The organism is Streptomyces sp. AJS327, from assembly GCF_013450295.1.
Lineage (GTDB): Bacteria > Actinomycetota > Actinomycetes > Streptomycetales > Streptomycetaceae > Streptomyces.
In genome coordinates this window covers 168571-188190 of the sequence record NZ_SKBR01000003.1, presented here as the reverse complement: position 1 = coordinate 188190, position 19620 = coordinate 168571, and the positions used below count along the sequence as shown (strand labels likewise).

Sequence of the window (19620 nt, the reverse complement as noted above, 5' to 3'; positions counted from 1 at the left end):
GGTGGAGGAGACGGGAGCCCCGGGGCCGGACGGGCGGAGGACGGTGGCGGTCAGCGCGGCGCGAGGGCGTCGAGCCGGGAGGCCGCGGCGGCGATGGTGGGATGCCGCTCGTCCCCGCTCCGGACCACCCGCAGCAACCGCCGGAAGGGGCGGACCTCGCCGTCCAACGGGGTTCGTGCCAGGTTCAGTTGGGGCGGCAGCTGGACGACGCGCGGCACCAGCGCGATTCCCAGCCCGTGCGCCACCAGCGTCGCCACCACGCTCCACTCGGACACCTGGTGGGCGATGGCCGGAGTGAACCCGGCGCTGGTGCAGGCGGCGAGCACCAGTTGCCGGGCCGAACACGGCGGAGCGGCCAGGATCCACGGCTCGTCCGCCAACTCACCGAGTTTCGGGGCGGGTCCGGTGGCCAGCGGGTGGTCAGCCGGAGTCAGCAGGTCGAACGCGTCGTCCATGAGCGGACGTTGGTGGAACCGGGCGTCGTTCAGCGGCGGGCTGTCGGTGGTGGCCTCCACGACCGCGAGGTCGGCGTCTCCCGAGAACAGCAGGTCGAAGCACTCCCCCGGCTCGGCCTGCCGCAGTTCGACGGTGAGATCCGGTCCCTCGGCGCGTAGTTGGGCCGCCAGCGGCGCGAGCAGGGAGCAGACGGCGGTGGGGAAGCCCGCGAGCCGCACGTGCCCCCGCAGCGCCGTGGGGTGCGCGGTGTGCAGCTCCGCCTCGGCCTCCTGCCAGTACTCGGCGATCCGGTCGGCGTGCCGCAGCAGGCCGCGGGCCGCCGGGGTCAGGCGCACCCTGCGGCCGTGCCGCTCCAGCAGCGCTACGTCCAACTCCTTGCTCAGCTGGCGTATTTGCTGCGAGGCGGCGGAGGGTGTCAGGTGTACCGCCTCGGCTGCCGCCGTCACCGTGCCGTAGTGCGCGACGGCGCGGAGGACGGAGAGGCGACGCAGATCAATCATGAAGCTGTTGTACACGATTGTCTGCGGAAAGAGAACCTGGACCTACATGACGGTGGCGCGCGAGGCTTGTGTGTGGCGCCCCCGGTGGGGGCACCGCCCACCGTCCGCCCGCTCCTCGCGCGGGAGCGGGAAAGCCGGTCACACGCCCGGGACGCCCCGGGGTTCGGCGGACTGACCGAACCCTCCCGGGCGCGACCGCGCGCGTCCCGAAACCGCTGCGGGCGCCCCCGGAACCAGCCGACACCAGGAAGAGGAACGACACCGACGACGCCCCGCCGAGTCCCACGCCCCGCCGTGCCCGCCGCCCCGCCGAGTCCCACGTCCGGCCGCGAGCCGTTCCGAGAACACCGATCCGCGGCTGGCGTTCCCACGCCCCCTCTCGTATCGCCGTGTGGCGAGGGGGAGTTCGTGGGCCTGTGACCGTACGTCCCCGAGGAGGAGACCCCATGTCCGCGTGCCCGTACTGCGGATGGCCGGACGACCAACCGCCGCGCACCCTCTCCCGCCACGCCACCAGCGAGGGGTACACCCTCTGGACGCGGTGCGCCTGCGGCTCCCTCCAGGTCCGGACGGTCGTGGACGGCCGCAGCACGATCACCGTGCGCGGGCGTCCCGCCGAGCCCGTCCAGCCTGACCGCCCCGCCCGGTCCGTGCAGCCCGTCCAGCCCGTGCGGTCCGGTCCGTCGGCACGGTCCGGTCCGTCGGCACGGTCTGGCGCGGAGTCGGGGCGGGAGGGTGGCGAGATCACCGGTGCGCGGGACGGGTCAGACCCGGTACGTCCCTGAACCCAGCACTCTTGACGCCACCGAATCCGCCGTCGGGACGCTGCGGCGAGCGGGCACCGGAGCGTTCCGCGTGGGCCGGGGCGCCGGCGAACCGTCGTGCTCCGGTGGCACGGGGGCTCGTGAGCCTCCCCGCCCGTGCACCGCGCGCCGGACGGGGCTGAACTCGCGTGCCGCCGCAGTCCGTTGTACGCCGTGGTGGGTTCCGGTGGCGCGAGTACGGCCTGGCTTCCGGCGCGGGGAGCGGTCCGGGGCGCCCGGAGCTCCGAGGGGTTCGCGACCTCGCAGGTCAGGGCGGTGCCGGCGGAGGGTCAGCGGGACGGCGCGCTCTCATTCGATCGGGTAGAGGCTCGCCGGGACCTGATGGTCACCGGCTGTCGCTCGCTAGCGTGCTAGTGGGACTCCGGCGCCGCGCCCACTCTCGGGACGACGGCCGTACGCAGGGGGATCCCGCCACCTACCGAGCGAGGAGCGTCATGAGCACCGTCGACGAACGCGCCGGCTACTGGGATGACTTCGCCGCGAGGGTGGTGGAGCGGAGGGGGGAGGAGTCGGATGAGGAGGCGCTGCGCACGGCCTTCGGCTGGTCGCAGTATCCGGGACACGGGCCCGGAGCCGAGCTGCTGGGCGAACCGTCCAACGCCCTGGAGTTGGGGTTCGGACGGGGGGCGGCGGTCGCCGCGCTCGCGCTGAACGGGGTGCGGGCGACCGGGATCGACCTGTCGCCGGTCCACTGTGAACAGGCCCGGAGCCGGTGGGGACACCTTCCGGGCGTCCGGTTCGAGGAGGCCGAGGCCGTCGCCTTCCTCACCGACCAGGACACCGAGTGGGACGCGGTGTACGGCAGTTGGGGCGCCATCTGGTTCACCGACCCCGAGGTGCTGCTCCCCGCCGTCCGGCGACGGCTCGCTCCGGGCGGGCGGTTGGTGTTCTCCCACGCCCCGCCCGTCCCGGGCTGCTACGGCATGCAGGGGATGTACGCCGGCGGGTTCAAGGGGGACCGCACCCCGATCCGGAGCTGGGCGTACGAGCCCGACCAGTGGGAGGCCATCCTCGCTGGCCACGGCTTCGTGGGCGCGCACGCGTACGTGGTCCCCGCACCCCACCCGGACCACGTCGGCACCCTCATCGTCCAGGCCCGCCAACCGGGCTGAGCAGCGACCGGTGTGCGGGGGCGGTTGAGCAACGGGCGTGGCCCGACCGTCGGTTGGGTGATGACCGGGCGCACTCGGTGCGTTGGGTGGCGGCCGTGCGTGAGCCGGGTCGCCGGGGCCGGGGCGGCGGGTGACGGTGACGGGTGTGAGGTGGTCGCGCGGGTGGCGGGGGGATTGGGCAGGATGGGGGCGGACGTGGCGGGCGAGAGCATTCGGACGGACGGGGAAGCACATCGTGATAGTGGTCGCCGGTGAGGCGTTGATCGACCTGGTGCCCGAGGGGGAGGCCGCCGAGGAGGGCGGACTGCCCGTGCTCCGGTCGGTGCGGGGCGGCGGGCCGTACAACACCGCCGTGGCGCTGGCCCGGTTGGAGACGCCGACGGCGTTCTGCTCCCGGGTGTCGACGGACGGCTTCGGCGAGCGGTTGCTCGACGGACTGCGGGAGAACGGGGTGGACACCGCGTTGGTGCAGCGCGGCGCGGAACCCACCACGCTGGCCCTGGCGGACGTGCACCCCGACGGCTCCGCCGCGTACCGCTTCTACGTGGAGGGCACCGCCGACCGACTGTTCACCCTGCCCACCGAGGTTCCCGAGGACACCAGCGCCCTGGTGTTCGGCACCTGCTCCCTCGTGCTCGAACCGGGCGCGAGTGCCTACGAGGCGCTGCTGCGGCGGGAGTTCGCGCGCGGCGTGTTCACCGTGCTCGACCCCAACATCCGCGCGGGGCTCATCTCCGACCCGGACACCTACCGGGCCCGGTTCCGCTCGTGGCTGCCCAGCGTCTCCCTGGTCAAGCTGTCGCTGGAGGACGCGCGGTGGCTCGCGGACGCCGACGGGATCGGCGACGTGCTGCGGGCCGCCGGTGAGTGGCTGGCCGCCGGTCCGGCCGCGCTGGTGCTGACCCAGGGCGGTGACGGGCTGACGGTGTTCACCCGGGACCACCAGATCGCCGTTCCCGGGGAACCGGTCGCCGTCGTGGACACGATCGGGGCGGGGGACACGGTGAACGCCGCGCTGCTGCACCGGCTGTCCGAACACGGCGCGCTGTCCCACCGGGCGCTGGGCAAGCTCACCCAGCAACAGTGGCTGGACGTCCTGGACTTCGCCGCGCGGGCCGCCGCGGTCACCTGCTCCCGGGCGGGCGCGCGCCCACCGTCCGCCGCCGAGCTACGCCGCTGACCCGCCCGGCCCGCTGACCCGCCCAGCCCCGGTGACTCGCTGGCGTGTCACCTTCGCGGCCCCGAACGAAGGCGGCCGGGAGCTGTGTTCGGGATGGAGTTCGGGCGTTGAGTTCGGGAGCCGCGTCCGGGGCCGCGGCGCACCGGCGGGCTCGGTCGTGTGGCCCGGCCGGGGCATCGGTTCGGCCGGTGGGCCCCGCCGCCGGACGAGGGTCCCCCGGACGGCGGGAGCGCGGTGCCCCGGCCACGACCGGGCGCGTCTCGCCGCCGGGGTTCCTCGACGGCGCGCACCGATCCGACCGGGGGCCGACCGTACGCGTCCGGTCGGCGGTCCCGGCGGTCTCCGGGATGGCGGACGCCGGAGGCTGGAGGCCGGGCGGAACGGAATGCGCAGCGTGCGAGGGGTGTTGGGCCCGGAGACGGGGTCGGGTGCGGAACAGCCGTGGCGGCGGTTTCGGAGCCGGGGCCGTGGACACGCGAGGGCCGGTTGGACGCCGCGCGCCCATCGGTGGCCGCACGATGTCAGTTCCCCCTCGTCGACGGCGAGTTCCCCGGGGCCGGGGCCGGGCGGATGCCGGGCGGCTGGCGGTCATCCCGCCTCGGGGAGCGGTGACGCCCCGGCGATCGAACCGTTCCGCGCGGAGTCAGGAGTGCGATCGTGACCGAACGAGACCAGCGAAGCCAGGAACAGCGGGGTAGCGAGCGAGACTCCGCACCGGGGCCGGGCGGAGCGCGGTTCGACCCGCGCGCGCTGCTCGCGGCGTCCCGGCTCGGGGTCCTCGCGACGATCAGGTCGAACGGCCTGCCCCAGCTGTCGCCCGTCATGCCGTTCTATGACCGTGCCGCCGAGGTCCTGTACGTCTCGATGACCGAGGGACGCGCCAAGACGGCGAACCTGCGGCGCGATCCGCGGGCGGCCCTGGAGGTCACCGCTGCGGACGGCCGGTCGTGGGCCACGGCCGAGGGCGCCGTGACGCTCGTCGGGCCGGGAAGTGACCCTGACGGGCCGGAGGTTGAGGCGCTGGTGACCTACTACCGGCTCGCCTCGGGCGAGCATCCGGACTGGGCGGAGTACCGGTCCGTGATGGTCGCGGACCGCCGGGTGCTGATGACGATGACCGTCGGCCACGTGTACGGCGACAGCATGAACTGAGCGGCTGCGCCCAGCTGTTGGACCCGTCCCGGGGATCCGTCCCCGCCCGGCGGACGGCTGGACGCCCATCGGACCGTGCCCGGCCCACGGCGCACGCGGGGCACGGTCCGTCCCAGCCACGCCGACCCACTTCAGGAGGCAGGGACAGAGGCAGCGGCCGGGCAGGAAGGGGCGTCAGGAGCGCAGTTGCGCCAGGGCCTCCGTCGCGATCCGCTCGAACACGGACTGGTCGGCGGCGAACACCGAGTCCGGGATCGGCCAGTGCAGCACGATCTCGTCGAAGCCGAGTGCGAAGTGGCGTCCCGCGAAGTCCACGAACGCGTCGACCGAACGCAGGGGCTGGTCGGGCGTGAAGCCGGTGAGCAGCACCTTGTCCAGCTCGGCCGGGTCCCGGTCCCGCACGGCGCAGGCCGCCGTCAGCTGCTTCATCTGCGCTTCGAGGGCGGCGTGTGACTGCTCGGCGGTGCCGTCGGCGTTCACCGCGAAGTCCCCGGTCGTCACCCAGCCCTGGCCGTGGCGGGCGGCGAGGTTGAATCCGCGCGGACCGGTGGCGGCCACCGTGAACGGCAGCCGGGGCCGCTGGACGCAGCCGGGGATGTTCCGTACCTCGCGCGCGGAGTAGAACCGGCCCTCGGCGGTGACCACCGGATGGGTCAGCAACTGGTCGAGCAGCGGCACGAACTCGTGGAACCTGGCGGTCCGTTCCCCCCGCGTCCAGGGCTCCTCCTCCGCGCGGAGCAGCGCCGTCGCGTCGAAACCGGAGCCGCCCGCGCCGATGCCGAGGGTGACGCGCCCGCCGGAGATGTCGTCCAGCGAGACGAGTTCCTTGGCCAGGGGCACCGGATGACGGAAGTTGGCGGAGGTCACCAGGGTGCCCAGGCGCAGGCGCTCGGTGGCCGCCGCCGCCGCGGTCAGGGTGGGGACGGCGCCGTACCAGGGTTCGTCCCGGAACGAGCGCCAGCTCAGATGGTCGTAGGTGTACGCGGTGTGGAAACCGAGCCGCTCGGCGCGGCGCCAGACCTCCTCGCCACCCTCGGACCAGCGGTATACCGGGAGAATCACGGTGCTCAGACGCATGGTTCAGAGCCTACGGGGCTTCCGTCGAACGGGCCGGTCACTCCGGCGTCATCGGGTCCCGGTCGGAGCCGTCCGCTGGGGCGGTGCTCCCGGAGGCGCTGTCGGGGGAGCTGCCGGGGGACGCCGGCCAGTGGAGGAAGCGGGGCGGGACCGCCTCGGTGAGCCACACCCCGTTCGTGCTGCGCTGGAAGGTGTGGCCGCCACGGCTCATCCGGCCCGCGTGGACGCTCAGCACGACGGGCCTGCCCCGGCGGGCTCCGACCTGGCGGGCGGTCTCCCGGTCCGGTGACAGGTGGACCGCGTGCCGGTTCATGGGGCGCAGCCCCTCGGCCCGGATCGCCTCTAGCGCCCGGGGAACGGTTCCGTGGTACAGCCACTCGGGCGGTTCGCGGGGTGGCAGGTTCAGTTCCACCGGGACCGAGTGGCCCTGGTTGGCGCGGATGTGCTCTCCGGAGAGCGTGAACCGGCGCTTGTCGTTGCTGGCGACGACGTGTTCCAGTTCCTCGCGGCTGAAGCGGAATCCGTGTTCCGTCGCCGCCGCGATCAGATGGTCCACCGCCACCCAGCCCGCCGGGTCGAGGTGGAGGCCGAGGCGTTCGGGCTGGTGACGTAGGTGCCGGGAGAGGAACCTCGATATCCGTACGGTGCGTTGGTCGTTCATCCGCCCAGCCTGTCGCGGACCCGCGCCGTCGGCAGCCGGATTTCCGCCGGGCCGCCGGGCCGCCGGACCCTGCCCCTGAACCCGATCTCCGGTCCCGGTCCGACGGTCATTGGAGGTCCGGATCGTCGGCCGCGGACGCGGAGGGGCGCGCGCGGGGGTGGGGGTGGACCGCGCCGTGGGCGGTGAGCTGGTCCATCAGCCGGGCCTGGACCTCGCGGGCCGCCGCGGCGGCGACGAACTCCGCCACCTGGTCGGTGCCGACCAACTCCCGTACGGACTCCATCGTCTGCGTGGGGAGCCGGACGGCGGTGGTGGACAGGTTCGGATCCACGGCGGGAGGCGGGGCGGCGGCGGCCGACCGCAGGTGGTCCCGGAGGTTCCGGGTGGAGAGCAGCCGCATCGCGCGGGCCAGTTCGGCGTCGACCACGTACTGCGCGAGGGGGCGCAGCCGCCGCACCAACTCGGCGGCCTCCGAGGCGTCCTCGTCGCTCGGGCGGCTGCCGAGGTACCGGATGAAGACGTGCTCGTTGGTGAAGTCCAGGAAGCGAGCGGCGATGTGCTCCACCTGGCCGCGCAACTCGCGCAGGTGGCCGGTGATGGCGCGCAGCGGAACCCCGGCCTGGTGCAGTTCCGCGGCGACCCGCAGCTCCTGGGGGCTCGGCACCAGGAACGTGTCCGGGGCGCCGGACACCGGGACCAGCACGCCCAGTTCGACGGCCTCGTCCACCGCGTCGTCGTCCTCGGAGCCGCCGAACAGCTCGTGCAGTTCGGCCCGGCCGACGCGGGTGGACTCCTCGTCCGTCCAGGGGCCCTCCACCTCGGAGACCAGGCCGAGCACCCCGCCCAGCCCCCGGCCCTCGTCCCACGCCTCCAGCAACTCCTTGATGGAGGCCAGGGTGTAGCCGCGGTCGAGCAGGTCGGCGATCTGCCGCAGGCGCGCGAGGTGGGCGCCGCCGTAGACGTTGGCCCGGCCGCGCCGCTCGGGCTTGGGCAGCAGACCGCGATCCTGGTACGCGCGGATCGTGCGGACCGTCGCGCCGCTGTGGCGGGCGAGGTCCTCGATCCGGTACTCGGACTCGGACAGGGCCATGACTCGGGTCTCCTCGGATGCGGTGGTGCGGCGGTTGCTCCCCGCCGCGGGCGACCGGCCGACCGTACGGATCGGCCGACCGTGCTGACCAGCCGACCGTACGGATCGGTCCACCGCACGGATCAGTTCACGGTGTGGATCGGCCCGGTGTGTGGATCGGGCTGGCATGTGGACGGCCCGGCGTGCGGAGCGAGTTCAGCGTGTGGAGCAGTCCGGTGCGCCGACTTCCCGGTTCGGTTCGGTGGGTTCGGTTGGGGGCAGGACAGGACAGGTCAGGGTGGGACGGACCGGGGCAGGGCGGGACGGGACAGAGCGGGACGGGACAGAGCGGGACGGTTCAGGGGGAGGCGCGGGCCAGCGCCCCGGCCGCCGCCCGCGCGGCGGGCGAGGTCGCCAGGTACGCCAGGGCCCGCCGCGTCGACCCCTCCCGCGACGGGTGGTAGGAGGGCCGGAGGTAGCGGGGTATCGCGGAGAACAGTTCCCGCCAGCCGGGGAGCAGCCCCTTGGCCACCGCCCGGTTGTGCGCCCGGAGGGAGTAGCGTGCCCGGCCGTCGAGCAGCGGGTCGTGGCGTATCAGGTAGGACGCTCCCCAGGCCCACAGCCACACGATCACCGGAGCGGTGACCGCCATGCCGGCGACCCGGCGGGTGTAGCGGGGCAGGCCGTCTCCTCCGCAGTGCTGGAACAGGTCGAAGGCCACCGCCCGGTGCTCGACCTCCTCGGCGCCGTGCCAGCGGAGGAGGTCCAGCATCACCGCGTCCGGATCCGCCCGGTCCAGGCCGTCAGCTCGCAGCACCCAATCCCCCAGCACGGCGGTGAACTGCTCGATCGCCGCGACGACGGACAGCCGGAAACGGAGCCACTCGCGGGGTGGGATCCGCAGACCGAAGGGCGGGTGCTCGCCGAGCAGCCGGTCGAAGAGGAAGTCGACGTACCGGGTGAACTCCCGGGTCTCCAGGCGCTGTGCGGCCAGGTGGTCCAGCACGTGGGCGTGCTGCACGCTGTGGGTGGCCTCCTGGCCCATGAAGCCCTTGGTGTCCCGGAGTGTCCGCTCGTCCCGGACCAGGGGCAGCGCCTCCCTGAAGACGCGGACGAACCAGCGTTCCCCGGCGGGCAGGAGCAGGTGCAGCACGTTGATGACGTGGGTGGCCGTCGGCTCGCCGGGGAGCCAGTGCAGGGGCGTGCGCTCCCAGTCGAAGGCGACCCGGCGGGGCGCGATCACGTGGCGCGCGGGGGGCGGTTGGCCGCCCGTCCCGCCCTCCCCGTCCGTCTGCGCCAACCCCTCCGTCCCGCTCGTCTCGCTCAGCCCGTGCCCCCTCCCCGCCGATCCGGTCCCGGCGGAAGCGCCCAGGGCGGCACCGCTCGGAGGGGAACCGCCCTGGAGGGAACCGGTCGTGGTGGAACCGTCCGTGGGGAGACCGGCGGAGTCCAACTCGGGGGTTCCGGACGGGTCATGGGGGTCGCGGGGGCTGCGGGGGCGCCCGGACCGGTGCGCCTCACCCTGCTCCTCGTACACGGTGCCTCCTCGCCGGGGGTGGTCCGGGCCGCCTGGGGTACGGGCGGGCGGCCCGGGGCCGTTCGTCGCTGAACACGGGCTGCGGCTGGGCGTGCGCCACCGCTGGGCGTGCGCCACCGCTGGGCGTGCGCCACCGCAGGGCACGCACCGTGGCCGGGCACGGGCCGTGGCCGGGCACGGGCTACCGCTGGACACGAGCTGCTTCCGGACACGAACTACCGCTCGGCGTGGGCTACATGGGCGGCCTGACGCGGGCCACGGCGCGCAGCGCCCGGGGACTGAGGCGGGATACGAACCGGGCGCCCCGGGCCTCCGGGGTGACCGGGACGACGGCCTGGTTCCGGACGACCGCCCGCAGCACCGCCCGCGCCACCTTCTCCGGCGGGTAGTCGCGCAGGTCGTACCGCCGGGCCATGCGGTGCTGGATGCGCTTCTCCTCCTGCGCGTCCACACCGGTGAACCGCGCGGTCCTGGTGATGTTGGTGTTGACCAGGCCGGGGCAGATCGCGCTGACCCCGATACCGGAGCCCGCGAGTTCCGCCCGGAGGCACTCGCTGAGCATCAGCACCGCCGCCTTGGAGGTGCTGTAGGCGGACATCACCCGGGAGGGCTGGAAGGCCGCCGCGGAGGCGGTGTTGACGATGTGCCCGCCCTGGCCGCGTTCCGCCATCCGCCGACCGAAGGCCCGGCAGCCGTGGATGACGCCCCAGAGGTTGACGTCCAGCGTCTTCCGCCAGTCCTCGGCGCTGGTGTCCAGGAAGCTCCCGGCGATGCCGATCCCGGCGTTGTTGACGAGCACGTCGACGGTGCCGTGCTCCTCCGTGACCTTCTCGGCGAGCTGCTCCATCGCCTGACCGTTCGCGACGTCGACGCACTCCGCCCAGGCGCTGGGCGCTCCGACCAGCTCGGCCAGCTCGGCGGTGCGGGCGGCGCTCGCGGCGTCCAGGTCGACGGCGATGACGCGGGCCCCGGCCTCCGCGAAGGAGAGGGCGGTGGCCCGGCCGATGCCGCTTCCAGCGCCGGTGACCAGCACCAGCTGGTCGCTGAAGCGGTCGGCGTGCGCGCCGGAGGGCGCGGGCCGCGGCATGCTCCGACCGGACCGACCCGCGACGAACTCGTCTATCCAGGTGGCGAGTTGGTCGGGCCGGGTGCGCGGGATCCAGTGCTTGCCGGGGAGGGTGCGGCGGGTGAGCCGCGGGACCCACTGGTCCAGCTCGTCGTAGAGGCGCTCGCTGAGGAAGACGTCCCCGGTGGGGGTGATGAGCTGGACGGGGGCGTGCGCGTGACAGTCGTCCCTCGGGTGACTGAGGCGGGAGCGGATGTTGTCCCGGTAGAGCCAGGCGCCGTGCGAGGCGTCGGAGGGGAGAGAGGGGGTGGGGTAGTCCCCGGCGGGAACCTTCTCCAGCCGCTCCAGGATCTTCGGCCAGCGCTTGCCCAGCGGGCCCTTCCAGGCGAGTTCCGGCAGGACGGGGGTGTGCAGCAGGTAGACGTACCAGGACATGGCGCCCTGGCTGAGAAGCTGCGCGGCGCGGCGCGGCGTCGGCCGGGCGGCGCGCTGCTTGATCCAGTGGCCGAAGTGGTCCAGCGAGGGCCCGGACATCGAGGTGAAGGAGGCGATACGCCCCTCGGTACGCGGGACGGTGACGAACTCCCAGCCCTGCACCGATCCCCAGTCGTGGCCGACCAGATGGACCGGCTCGTCGGGACTGACGGCGTCCGCGACGGCGAGGAAGTCGTCGGTGAGTTTCTCCAGGGTGAAGCCGCCGCGCAGCGGCTTCGGAGCGGTGGAGCGCCCGCAGCCGCGCACGTCGTACAGGACGACGTGGTAGGTGTCCCGGAGGCGTTCGACGATCCGCGACCAGACCTCCTTGCTGTCCGGATAGCCGTGCACCAGCACGATGGTCGGCCGGGAGGGGTCTCCCCACTCCGCCACACACAACTCGATGCCGCCGGTGTGGACCCAGCGCTCCCGGGCTCCCGAGACTGCCGCGCTCATGCTGCCACCCTCTCTTCCTGGTCGTCCTGCCAGCGCCGCACGTGCGGCAGATCGTCGTCCAGCCAGAAGGCCCGCTGCTCGGGGTCGCTGGAGTCGGTGACGACCAGCAGTTCCTCGAACTTGGCGCCGGTGCCCCGGAATCCGAGATGCGGCTCGACGGCCCACAGCCCGGGCTGTGGGGGGTGGTCCGAGAAGCGGTACGGACTCCAGAGCGGGGACCAGCCCTCCCGGTGCCCGCGCAGGGCGTCCTGGGCGAGGCCCCGGAGGGCGTTGGTCCCGAAGCCGAAGAGGGTGGGGGCCGCCCGCCGCTCCCGGACCCGGCCGACTTTGTGCGCGACGACGCCGAAGGGATAGCGGCGGTGCCGGTTGGCGTATCCCTGGCGGTCCATCAGGCGATCCACGCTCTGGTAGATCGCGCGCAGCGGACGGCCCTCGCGGACCTCCCGCAGGATCAGCTCCCGGTGTGCCCGCAGGTCCCTCAGCATCCGGTGCTGCACGCGGTGCGGGCCGAGGCTTCCGGAGTAGCCGACGTCGGCGGTGTGTCCGCCGAGGATGGGCGCGAGGTCGAGGATGAACGGCATACCGGGCTCCAGCGCCCGGTTGGTGGGGAAGAACTGGAGCGGGACGCGGAACCCGGCGAACGCCGTGCGGTCCCCGAACCAGGCGAAGGGCAGATGGAACCAGTCGCGCACGCCGCGCGCGGTGAGCCACTCACGCTGCATCCGGGCGGCGTCCCGCTCGGTGACCCCGGGGGCGAGCCGGGCCGCGACGGCTTCGGCGCAGGCGTATGCCAGCCGCTGCACCTCGCGGAAACCCCGCAGATCGGCGGGGAGTTGGCTGGCCGACGCCCCGGCCGGGGGAGGTGGGGTGGGCCGCGCGTGCGCGGGGGCTGGGGGGATCTTCGGGGGCATCGCGAACCGTCCGTCCCGTGAGCGGTCGTGCGCGTAACTTGACACTGATGAATGTGACAACGGGGCGTGGCGCAGTCAAGGGCTGTGGAAAACTCCCGGCCGTCCTGAACCGGCCGCCCGAACCGGCCGCCACCCCAGCCAGCAGCCACTCCGAACCGGCGTCGCGGAGCGGTGTCAGGGGAGCGTCGTCCGTGGGGACACCCTCCCTTACGGGCTGTCAGACCTGAGGGGGACGTCGGTTCGGGGCCCTGGGGGGACGCCCCCGTCGGGAGCCGTCGATACGGTCGTGGGGTGAATGTGATCGCCACGGACAACCTCAGCAAACGGTTCCCCGAGGTCACCGCCCTGGATCGGCTGACCCTCGGTATCGAGCCGGGCGTGACCGGCCTGGTGGGAGCCAACGGCGCCGGTAAGTCCACCCTCATCAAGATCCTGCTGGGACTCTCGCCAGCGACCGAGGGAACCGGTTCGGTGCTCGGCATGGACGTGGCCAGTGAAGGGCTGGCCATCCGGGAGCGCGTCGGGTACATGCCCGAACACGACTGTCTGCCGCCGGACGTCTCGGCCACCGAGTTCGTCGTCCACCTGGCGCGGATGTCCGGGCTGCCGCCGACCGCCGCGCGCGAGCGCACCGCGGACACCCTGCGCCACGTCGGCCTCTACGAGGAGCGGTACCGCCCGATGGGCGGGTACTCCACGGGCATGAAGCAGCGCGTCAAGCTGGCCCAGGCGCTGGTGCACGACCCGCGGCTGGTCTTCCTGGACGAGCCGACGAACGGGCTCGACCCGGTGGGCCGGGACGACATGCTGGAGCTGATCCGCCGGGTGTACCGGGAGTTCGGCATCTCGGTGCTGGTCACCTCGCACCTGCTGGGGGAGCTGGAGCGCACCTGCGACCACGTGGTGGTCATCGACGGGGGCACGCTGCTCAGCTCCCGGTCCACCGCGGACTACACGCAGGCCGCCGCGGTGCTGGCGGTCGAGGTCACCGACACGGAGGAGCGCCCGGACGGGACGGGCGCGCTGCGGGCCGCGCTGACGGAGGCGGGGCTGCGCCTCGGCAGCCCGTCCGCGGAGTCCGGGGCGGCTGACTCCGCTCATCTGCTGATGGTGGACCTGGCGGACGAGTCGGTCTACGACACCGTCCGTGACGTTACGGCCCGGCTGGGCCTGGGACTTGTCCGGATGGAGCAGCGCCGGCACCGGATCGCCGAGGTGTTCGGAGCGGCACCGGCCGACGGGCCGGACGCGGGCCCCGAAGAGCCCGAAGACCCCGAAGGTGCCGAGAAGCCCGCGGACGGCGGGGGCGGCGAACCGGGGGAGGAGCCCGGCGGACGGCCGGGAGGCGAGGAGCCCACGGGGCGGACCGGCGCGGCGGAGCGGACCGGCGCGGCAGGAGAGACCGGCGTGGCCGGGAAGGGAGGGGACGAGCATGGCGTCTGAACCCTCGGTGGGAGAACCGGCCCGTACCCGGGGCGGCGACGGGGTCATCCACGACATCGGGTACCGGCACTACGACGGGCCCCGGCTGGGGCGTGGCTACGCGCGCCTGTCGCTGTTCACGCAGTCGCTGCGCGGTGCCTACGGGCTCGGCCGGTCGGCCAAGTCCAAGGCGCTGCCGATGGTGCTGTTCGTGGTGGTGTGCATGCCCGCCGCGATCGTCGTGGCGGTGGCGGTGGCGACCGGCGGGGACGAACTCGCCGTCGGGTACTCGGAGTACACGCTCCAGCTCCAGCCGGTCACCGGGATCTTCATCGCGGCCATGGCCCCGCAGGCGGTCTCCCTCGACCTCCGCTTCAAGACGGTGCCGCTGTACTTCTCGCGCCCCATCGAGCGCCAGGACTACGTGCTGGCGAAGTACGCCGCGCTCGCCGCCGCGATCTTCGTGTTCACCGCCGCGCCGGTGCTCGTGCTGTACGTGGGCGCGCTGCTGGGCGAACTCGGCTTCGCCGACCAGACCGGGAAGTTCGCGGGCGGACTGGTGCTGTGCGCGCTGTTCTCGCTGCTGCACGCCGGGATCGGGCTGACCATCGCCGCCGTGACTCCGCGCCGGGGCTTCGGCGTCGCCGCCATCATCGCGGTGCTCACAGTCCCGTACTTCCTGGTCAGCGCCTTGCAGGAGATCGCCGTCGAACAGGAGCAGCGGGGCCTCACCGGCTGGATCGGACTCGGCTCGCCGGGTTCGCTGCTGGACGGGATCCAGGGCGCCTACCTCGGGGGGATCACCCTCTTCCCCGGGGGACGCGAGCTGGCCGGCGTCGAGGGCCTCGCGTATCTCCTCTGCATCGTGGCGCTGATCGGCGGGACGTACCTGCTGCTGCTGCGCCGCTACCGAAAGGCCGGGCTGTGACCACCCTCCACATCGCGCGCGCGTCCCGCTGGTTCGGGAACGTCGTCGCCGTCAACGACATCACCATGGACATCTCCCCGGGCGTCACCGGGCTGCTCGGCCCGAACGGCGCGGGGAAGTCCACGCTCATCAACATGATGGCCGGGTTCCTGGAGCCCTCCGGCGGTTCCGTCACGCTGGACGGCACCCGGATCTGGGGCGAGCGGAACGTCTACCGGGAGATCGGGATCGTCCCCGAACAGGAGGGGATGTACGACTTCCTGACGGGCTACGAGTTCGTGCTCGCCAACGCGGAGCTGCACCGGCTGGCCGACCCCCCGGCCGCCACCCGCGAGGCCCTGGCCACGGTGGAGATGGAGTACGCGCAGGAGCGCCGGATCTCGACCTACTCCAAGGGCATGCGGCAGCGCGTGAAGATGGCGTCGGCGCTGGTGCACCACCCCTCGGTGCTGCTGCTGGACGAGCCGTTCAACGGAATGGACCCCCGGCAGCGGATGCAGCTGATGGAGCTGCTGCGCCGGATGGGCGCGGAGGGGCGCACCGTGCTGTTCTCCTCGCACATCCTGGAGGAGGTCGAGCAACTCGCCTCGCACATCGAGGTGATCGTGGCCGGCCGGCACGCGGCCAGCGGCGACTTCCGCAGGATCCGCCGGCTGATGACCGACCGCCCGCACCGCTACCTGGTGCGGTCCAGCGACGACCGGGCGCTGGCCGCCGCGCTCATCGCGGACGAGTCGACGGCCGGGATCGAGCTGGACTGGAACGAACGCGCCCTGCGGGTGCAGGCGATCGACTTCGCCCGGTTCACCGCCCTGCTGCCCCGGGTCGCCCGGGAGCACGGCATCCGGCTCTACACCGTCTCGCCCTCGGACGAGTCGCTGGAGAGCGTCTTCTCGTACCTCGTCGCGGCCTGAAGGGAGTCACGGTGAAGGACCTGTACGACCCCACGGTGGCCCGGCTCACCTACCGGGCGCTGCTCGGCCCTAGGCGGGCGCTGATCCTCTGTCTGCTCCCCGCGCTGCTGCTCGTCGTCGCGGTGGTGGTCCGCCTCCTGGCGGGCGCGGACGACACCGTCGCCGCCGGACTGCTCGGCGGGTTCGCGCTCGCCGTCATGGTGCCGCTGGTCGGAGTGATCGCCGGTACCGGCGCGATCGGCCCGGAGATCGACGACGGTTCCGTCGTCTACCTGCTGTCGAAACCGCTCAAGCGGTCGACGATCATCCTGACCAAGCTGCTGGTGGCGATCGCGGTGACCGCCGCGTTCTCCGCTGTCCCCACGCTCGTCGCCGGGTTCATCCTGAACGGCAACAGCCAGGGCATCGCGGCCGCCTACACGCTCGCCGCCGTCCTCGCCGCCGTCGCCTACAGCGCGCTGTTCCTGCTGCTGGGCACGGTCTCCCGGCACGCGGTGGTGTTCGGGCTGCTGTACGCGCTCATCTGGGAGGCGCTGTTCGGCAGCGTCGTGCCCGGGGCGCAGACGCTGAGCGTGCAGCAGTGGGCGCTGGCCGGGGCCGAACGCGTCGCGGGCGGCGCCGAGATCACCTCGGCCGTCGGCCTGCCGCTGGCGGTGTGCGCCCTGCTCGCCGTCACCGTCGGCGGCGCCTGGTTCGCCACGCGGACCCTGCGGACGCTGACCCTGGCGGGCGACGAGTGAACCACCCCGGCGCGCGGCCCGGCCGCCGCGCGCCGGGGCCGGGCCGCCGCCGTGGTCCGGCTCAGCCGGCGGTCTCGACCGTGCGGTCCCGTCCGGCGCCCCAGCCCACCAGCACCAGTCCGGCGCAGACCAGCAGCAACAGCACGATCGGCACCGTCCAGCCGCCGGTCAGCTCGTGGACCGCGCCCAGCGCCAGCGGACCGGCCGCCGCCAGCAGATAACCCCAGCACTGCGCCATCCCGGAGAGCCGCGCCGCGCCGTGCGCGTCCCGGCTCCGCAGCACCATCAGGGTCAGCGCGAGGCCGAGCGAGCCGCCCTGCCCGAGCCCGAGCAGCGTCGCCCACAGCCAGGCCCCGCCCACCGGATCCACCAGCAGGCCCCCGATCCCGGCGGCCATCAGCGCCACCACGGCGACCGCCAGCGCCCGCTGCCGCCGCATCCGCCCGGCCAGCGTCGGCAACACGAAGGAGCCGAGCATCTGCACCAGCGTGCTGAAGGCGAAGACCAGCCCCGCGGTGGCCGGGGCCATCCCGTGGTCGGTGAGGATCAACGGCAGCCAGGCGATGGCCACATAGGCGATCAGCGACTGCGCGCCCATGAACAGCGTCACCTGCCAGGCCAGTCCGGAGCGCGCCAGGCTCCGCTCCCGCGCCGCCCCCGCCGGACGCGGGCTCGGCACGGCCGCCGGACCACCCGCGGGGCCGCCCCGCCGGAGCAGGACCGCCTGCGGCAGCCAGACGAGCGCCGCGACCGCCGCCAGCGGGGCGCAGGAGAGCAGCGTGCCCTGCCAGCCGCCGAGCGCCCGCTCCAGCGGGACGGCGGCCGCCGCGGAGGCGGTGGCGCCCAGGATCATCGCCGTGGAGTACAGCGCGGTCATCCCGGCCGGACTGTTCGGGAAGTCCCGTTTGATCAGGCCGGGCATCAGGACGTTCAGCAGGGCGATGCCGACGCCCACCACGGCGCACCCGCCGAAGAGCGCCACCGCCGGAGGCGCCGTACGGAGCGCGATACCGACCGTGAGCAGTACGAGGGCGCCGGTGAGCACCGCCTCGGTGCCCCAGCGGCGGGCCAGCCGGGGCACCAGCGGCGAGGTGAGCCCCATGAACACCAGCGGAATGGTCGTCACCAGACTGCTCGCGGTCGCGGTCAGTCCCATCTGCTCACCGATGCTCCCCAGCACCGGGGCCACTCCCGCCAGCGGCGCCCGCATCGTCAGGGAGGCGAGCACGATCCCGGTCAGCAGCAGCGCACGGTGGCCGCGCAGCCGCCGCCGTGCGGCGGCGACCGGTGGAGTCGGGGTCGACCCCTCCTCCGCGTCGATCAGTTCGGCTGCGAGCAGCCCTTCCGTGTGGTCAACGGACATCTGCGGGTGGTGCCTCTCTCACTTCTCACTGTGCTGCGTTCGTGCTGGGTGCTGGGTGCTGGGTGCTGGGCGCTGTGCGCTGGGTGCCGCGGAGCCGGGGCTGGGGCTGGGCCCGCGCGAACGCGGGGTCCGACCGCGCTGAGCCGCCGCCCCGGAACGTGACGCGGAACCTGGCGTGCTCGCCGGACCGGGGGTGCCCCTCGGCGCTCCGGCCCGCGACGGCGAGCGGCCGGGAGCGCGCGGCGGGCCGGAGCGGCGGCCGCACGGACCTGCGGACGGCGGGACCAGCCGGACGGCGCGGGACGTGACGTACGTCGGGACACCACGTACGGCGGGACCCCACGGACGTCGGGACCCCACGGACGGCGGGCCCGCCGGTCGGACGGACCGCCGGACCCGCCATACCGCCGGACTCGACGGACCCGCCGGACGACGGGGTTCCGACAGGACGAGGGGGTGAGCGCGGCGCCCGTCCCGGCCGCTCCGGCGCCCGCCCCGGCTAGGGGGCGCCCGGAGGCAGCCGGTCCGCCCGGGCCGCGCTCCTGCCGGGGGCCGGGGCCGGACGGGTGGGACGCTGGGCGGCGCTCGCGCCGGAGCCGGGGTCGGCACCGGTGTCGGGGTCGGTGTCGGCGCCGGGGCCGGTGTCCGCCGGACCCTGGCCCGCGTCGGCGTCCCGAGGGGACACCTCGGTGTCCGGGGGGAGATTCCGCGCCCCCGCGCCCGAAGTGAGCGGTCGTGCGCCTGCCGGGAGCGGCCGGGTGCCCGCGTCCTCCAGGCGCGTGCCGGTGGCGCCGCGCTCCGCGAGCAGCGCCTCGACCACCCGCATCGGCTTCTCCAGCAGGGCCCGCGCCGCGGCCTCGGCCGCCGCGGCGTCCCGGCTCTCGATCGCGTCCACCACCGCGCGGTGGTCGGCCTCGTCGATGGGGGGCAGCTGCCCGTCGCTCAACGCGGCGACCAGCGCGTCCCGTACGGAGGTGCTGAACCAGCCGTACGTCGCGCTCAGCGCCGCGTTGTGCGCCGCGTCCACGACCGCGATGTGGAACTCGATGTCGTGTTCCGCGTGCAGTTCGTGCGGGATCTCCGGCGGCCGCCCCGCCGGGGGCTGGTCCGCCGGTACGGCGGTGGGACGGGCGGCGAGCGCGGCCCGCATCCGCGCGATGTCCCCGGGCTGGTGGCGCAGCGCGGCGAGCCGGGCGCCCTCCGCCTCCAGCGCGATGCGGAGTTCCAGGACGTCCCGGATGCCCGCGCGCCGTACGGCGCGCATCGCCTCGGCGGGGTCGGCGCGGGAGACGACGAACGTCCCCTCGCCCTGCCGGGAGCGCAGCATCCCCGCGTGGACGAGGACCCGTACGGCCTCCCGGACGGTGTTCCGGCTGACCTGGAGCTGTTCGGAGAGCGCGTGCTCGGTGGGGACGCGCTCGCCGACCTCCCATGTCCCGGCGGCCAGTTGGCGTCGCAGCTCGGCCACGACGGTGTCGACCAGCGACCGCCGTTCCGCCGCCCGCAGCGCCATACCGCTTTCCCTCCTCCGGTCCCTCCGCTGTCCCCGCCGTCGGGCCGGTCCCGCCGCTCCGGGCCGGACCGTCCCCGGCCGGGAAAGCGGTTGTCCAGTCATCCTACAAATTGAGCTTCATCGTACATCTACCTTCGTAGGTGCGCGCCCGACGGCCGCCCCCACCTCCGCCCCGGAGGTTCCCGAACCCCGGCCGCCCGCCGAACACCCGGCCCCACGAGGGGCGTTGAGCCCGGCGGGCGGGCCGCGTGCGCTCGCTCACACC

At 73.9% G+C, this 19620-nt stretch carries 16 protein-coding genes and 1 pseudogene; 8 read left to right on the top strand and 9 right to left on the bottom strand.

What is annotated here, in order from left to right:
* Window positions 1–50: 50 nt before the first annotated feature.
* On the bottom strand, window positions 51–956 hold the full coding sequence (locus tag E0L36_RS18225) for a LysR family transcriptional regulator (protein ID WP_180930200.1): 906 nt from the start codon (window positions 954–956) through the stop codon (window positions 51–53).
* 446 nt (window positions 957–1402) lie between these two features.
* Here E0L36_RS18225 and E0L36_RS18220 point away from each other — a divergent pair, with 446 nt between their 5' ends.
* The 4 genes from E0L36_RS18220 to E0L36_RS18205 all read left to right on the top strand — a co-directional run bounded on the left by E0L36_RS18220 (window position 1403) and on the right by E0L36_RS18205 (window position 5224).
* Entirely contained in the window at window positions 1403–1741 is a 339-nt protein-coding gene (locus tag E0L36_RS18220) for a hypothetical protein (protein ID WP_180930913.1), read from the top strand.
* Window positions 1742–2214: 473 nt separating this feature from the next.
* Window positions 2215–2892, top strand: a complete 678-nt coding sequence (locus tag E0L36_RS18215) for a trans-aconitate 2-methyltransferase (RefSeq protein WP_180930199.1) — start codon at window positions 2215–2217, stop codon at window positions 2890–2892.
* 235 nt (window positions 2893–3127) lie between these two features.
* Window positions 3128–4072: a carbohydrate kinase gene (locus E0L36_RS18210; RefSeq protein WP_180930198.1), complete on the top strand. Its 945-nt coding sequence runs from the start codon at window positions 3128–3130 to the stop codon at window positions 4070–4072.
* A gap of 750 nt (window positions 4073–4822) precedes the next feature.
* Window positions 4823–5224, top strand: a complete 402-nt coding sequence (locus E0L36_RS18205) for a PPOX class F420-dependent oxidoreductase (protein WP_219636874.1) — start codon at window positions 4823–4825, stop codon at window positions 5222–5224.
* 174 nt (window positions 5225–5398) lie between these two features.
* Here the strand turns inward: E0L36_RS18205 and E0L36_RS18200 are convergent, their stop codons facing one another.
* From E0L36_RS18200 to E0L36_RS18175, 6 genes are all read right to left on the bottom strand, one after another.
* Window positions 5399–6301, bottom strand: coding sequence for an LLM class flavin-dependent oxidoreductase (locus E0L36_RS18200; protein ID WP_180930196.1), 903 nt, complete (start codon window positions 6299–6301; stop codon window positions 5399–5401).
* Between the two features lie 37 nt (window positions 6302–6338).
* Window positions 6339–6962 (bottom strand): RNA 2'-phosphotransferase, encoded by a 624-nt coding sequence (locus tag E0L36_RS18195; protein ID WP_180930195.1) that lies wholly within the window; start codon window positions 6960–6962, stop codon window positions 6339–6341.
* A 106-nt stretch (window positions 6963–7068) separates the two neighbouring features.
* Window positions 7069–8052 carry a MerR family transcriptional regulator gene (locus E0L36_RS18190; protein ID WP_180930194.1) on the bottom strand — a complete coding sequence of 328 codons (984 nt, stop codon included), beginning with the start codon at window positions 8050–8052 and terminating at the stop codon, window positions 7069–7071.
* A 337-nt stretch (window positions 8053–8389) separates the two neighbouring features.
* On the bottom strand, window positions 8390–9331 hold the full coding sequence (locus tag E0L36_RS18185) for a metal-dependent hydrolase (protein WP_219636873.1): 942 nt from the start codon (window positions 9329–9331) through the stop codon (window positions 8390–8392).
* Window positions 9332–9800: 469 nt separating this feature from the next.
* Entirely contained in the window at window positions 9801–11564 is a 1764-nt protein-coding gene (locus E0L36_RS18180) for an SDR family oxidoreductase (RefSeq protein ID WP_180930193.1), read from the bottom strand.
* Window positions 11561–12475: a M24 family metallopeptidase gene (locus E0L36_RS18175; protein WP_180930192.1), complete on the bottom strand. Its 915-nt coding sequence runs from the start codon at window positions 12473–12475 to the stop codon at window positions 11561–11563. The genes E0L36_RS18180 and E0L36_RS18175 overlap by 4 nt, the downstream gene beginning before the upstream one ends.
* A gap of 297 nt (window positions 12476–12772) precedes the next feature.
* On the opposite strand from E0L36_RS18175, the gene E0L36_RS18170 reads away from it, so the two are divergent.
* The 4 genes from E0L36_RS18170 to E0L36_RS18155 are packed head-to-tail and all read left to right on the top strand — an operon-like array spanning window position 12773 to window position 16479.
* Window positions 12773–13918 (top strand): ABC transporter ATP-binding protein, encoded by a 1146-nt coding sequence (locus tag E0L36_RS18170; protein WP_180930784.1) that lies wholly within the window; start codon window positions 12773–12775, stop codon window positions 13916–13918.
* A complete protein-coding gene (locus E0L36_RS18165) occupies window positions 13908–14825 on the top strand; it encodes an ABC-2 transporter permease (RefSeq protein ID WP_180930191.1) in 918 nt (305 codons plus the stop codon). The genes E0L36_RS18170 and E0L36_RS18165 overlap by 11 nt, the downstream gene beginning before the upstream one ends.
* Entirely contained in the window at window positions 14822–15739 is a 918-nt protein-coding gene (locus tag E0L36_RS18160; RefSeq protein WP_180930190.1) for an ABC transporter ATP-binding protein, read from the top strand. Before E0L36_RS18165 ends, E0L36_RS18160 begins: the two co-directional genes overlap by 4 nt.
* Window positions 15740–15759: 20 nt before the next feature.
* The gene (locus E0L36_RS18155) at window positions 15760–16479 is read left to right on the top strand and encodes an ABC transporter permease subunit (protein WP_180930783.1); all 720 of its coding nucleotides are present in this window, start codon (window positions 15760–15762) and stop codon (window positions 16477–16479) included.
* A gap of 61 nt (window positions 16480–16540) precedes the next feature.
* On the opposite strand, the gene E0L36_RS18150 is transcribed toward E0L36_RS18155, so the two are convergent.
* Window positions 16541–17842 (bottom strand): MFS transporter, encoded by a 1302-nt coding sequence (locus E0L36_RS18150; RefSeq protein WP_180930189.1) that lies wholly within the window; start codon window positions 17840–17842, stop codon window positions 16541–16543.
* 799 nt (window positions 17843–18641) lie between these two features.
* Window positions 18642–19355: pseudogene (locus E0L36_RS18145) on the bottom strand (FadR/GntR family transcriptional regulator); the annotation flags it as partial.
* Window positions 19356–19620: the final 265 nt, after the last annotated feature.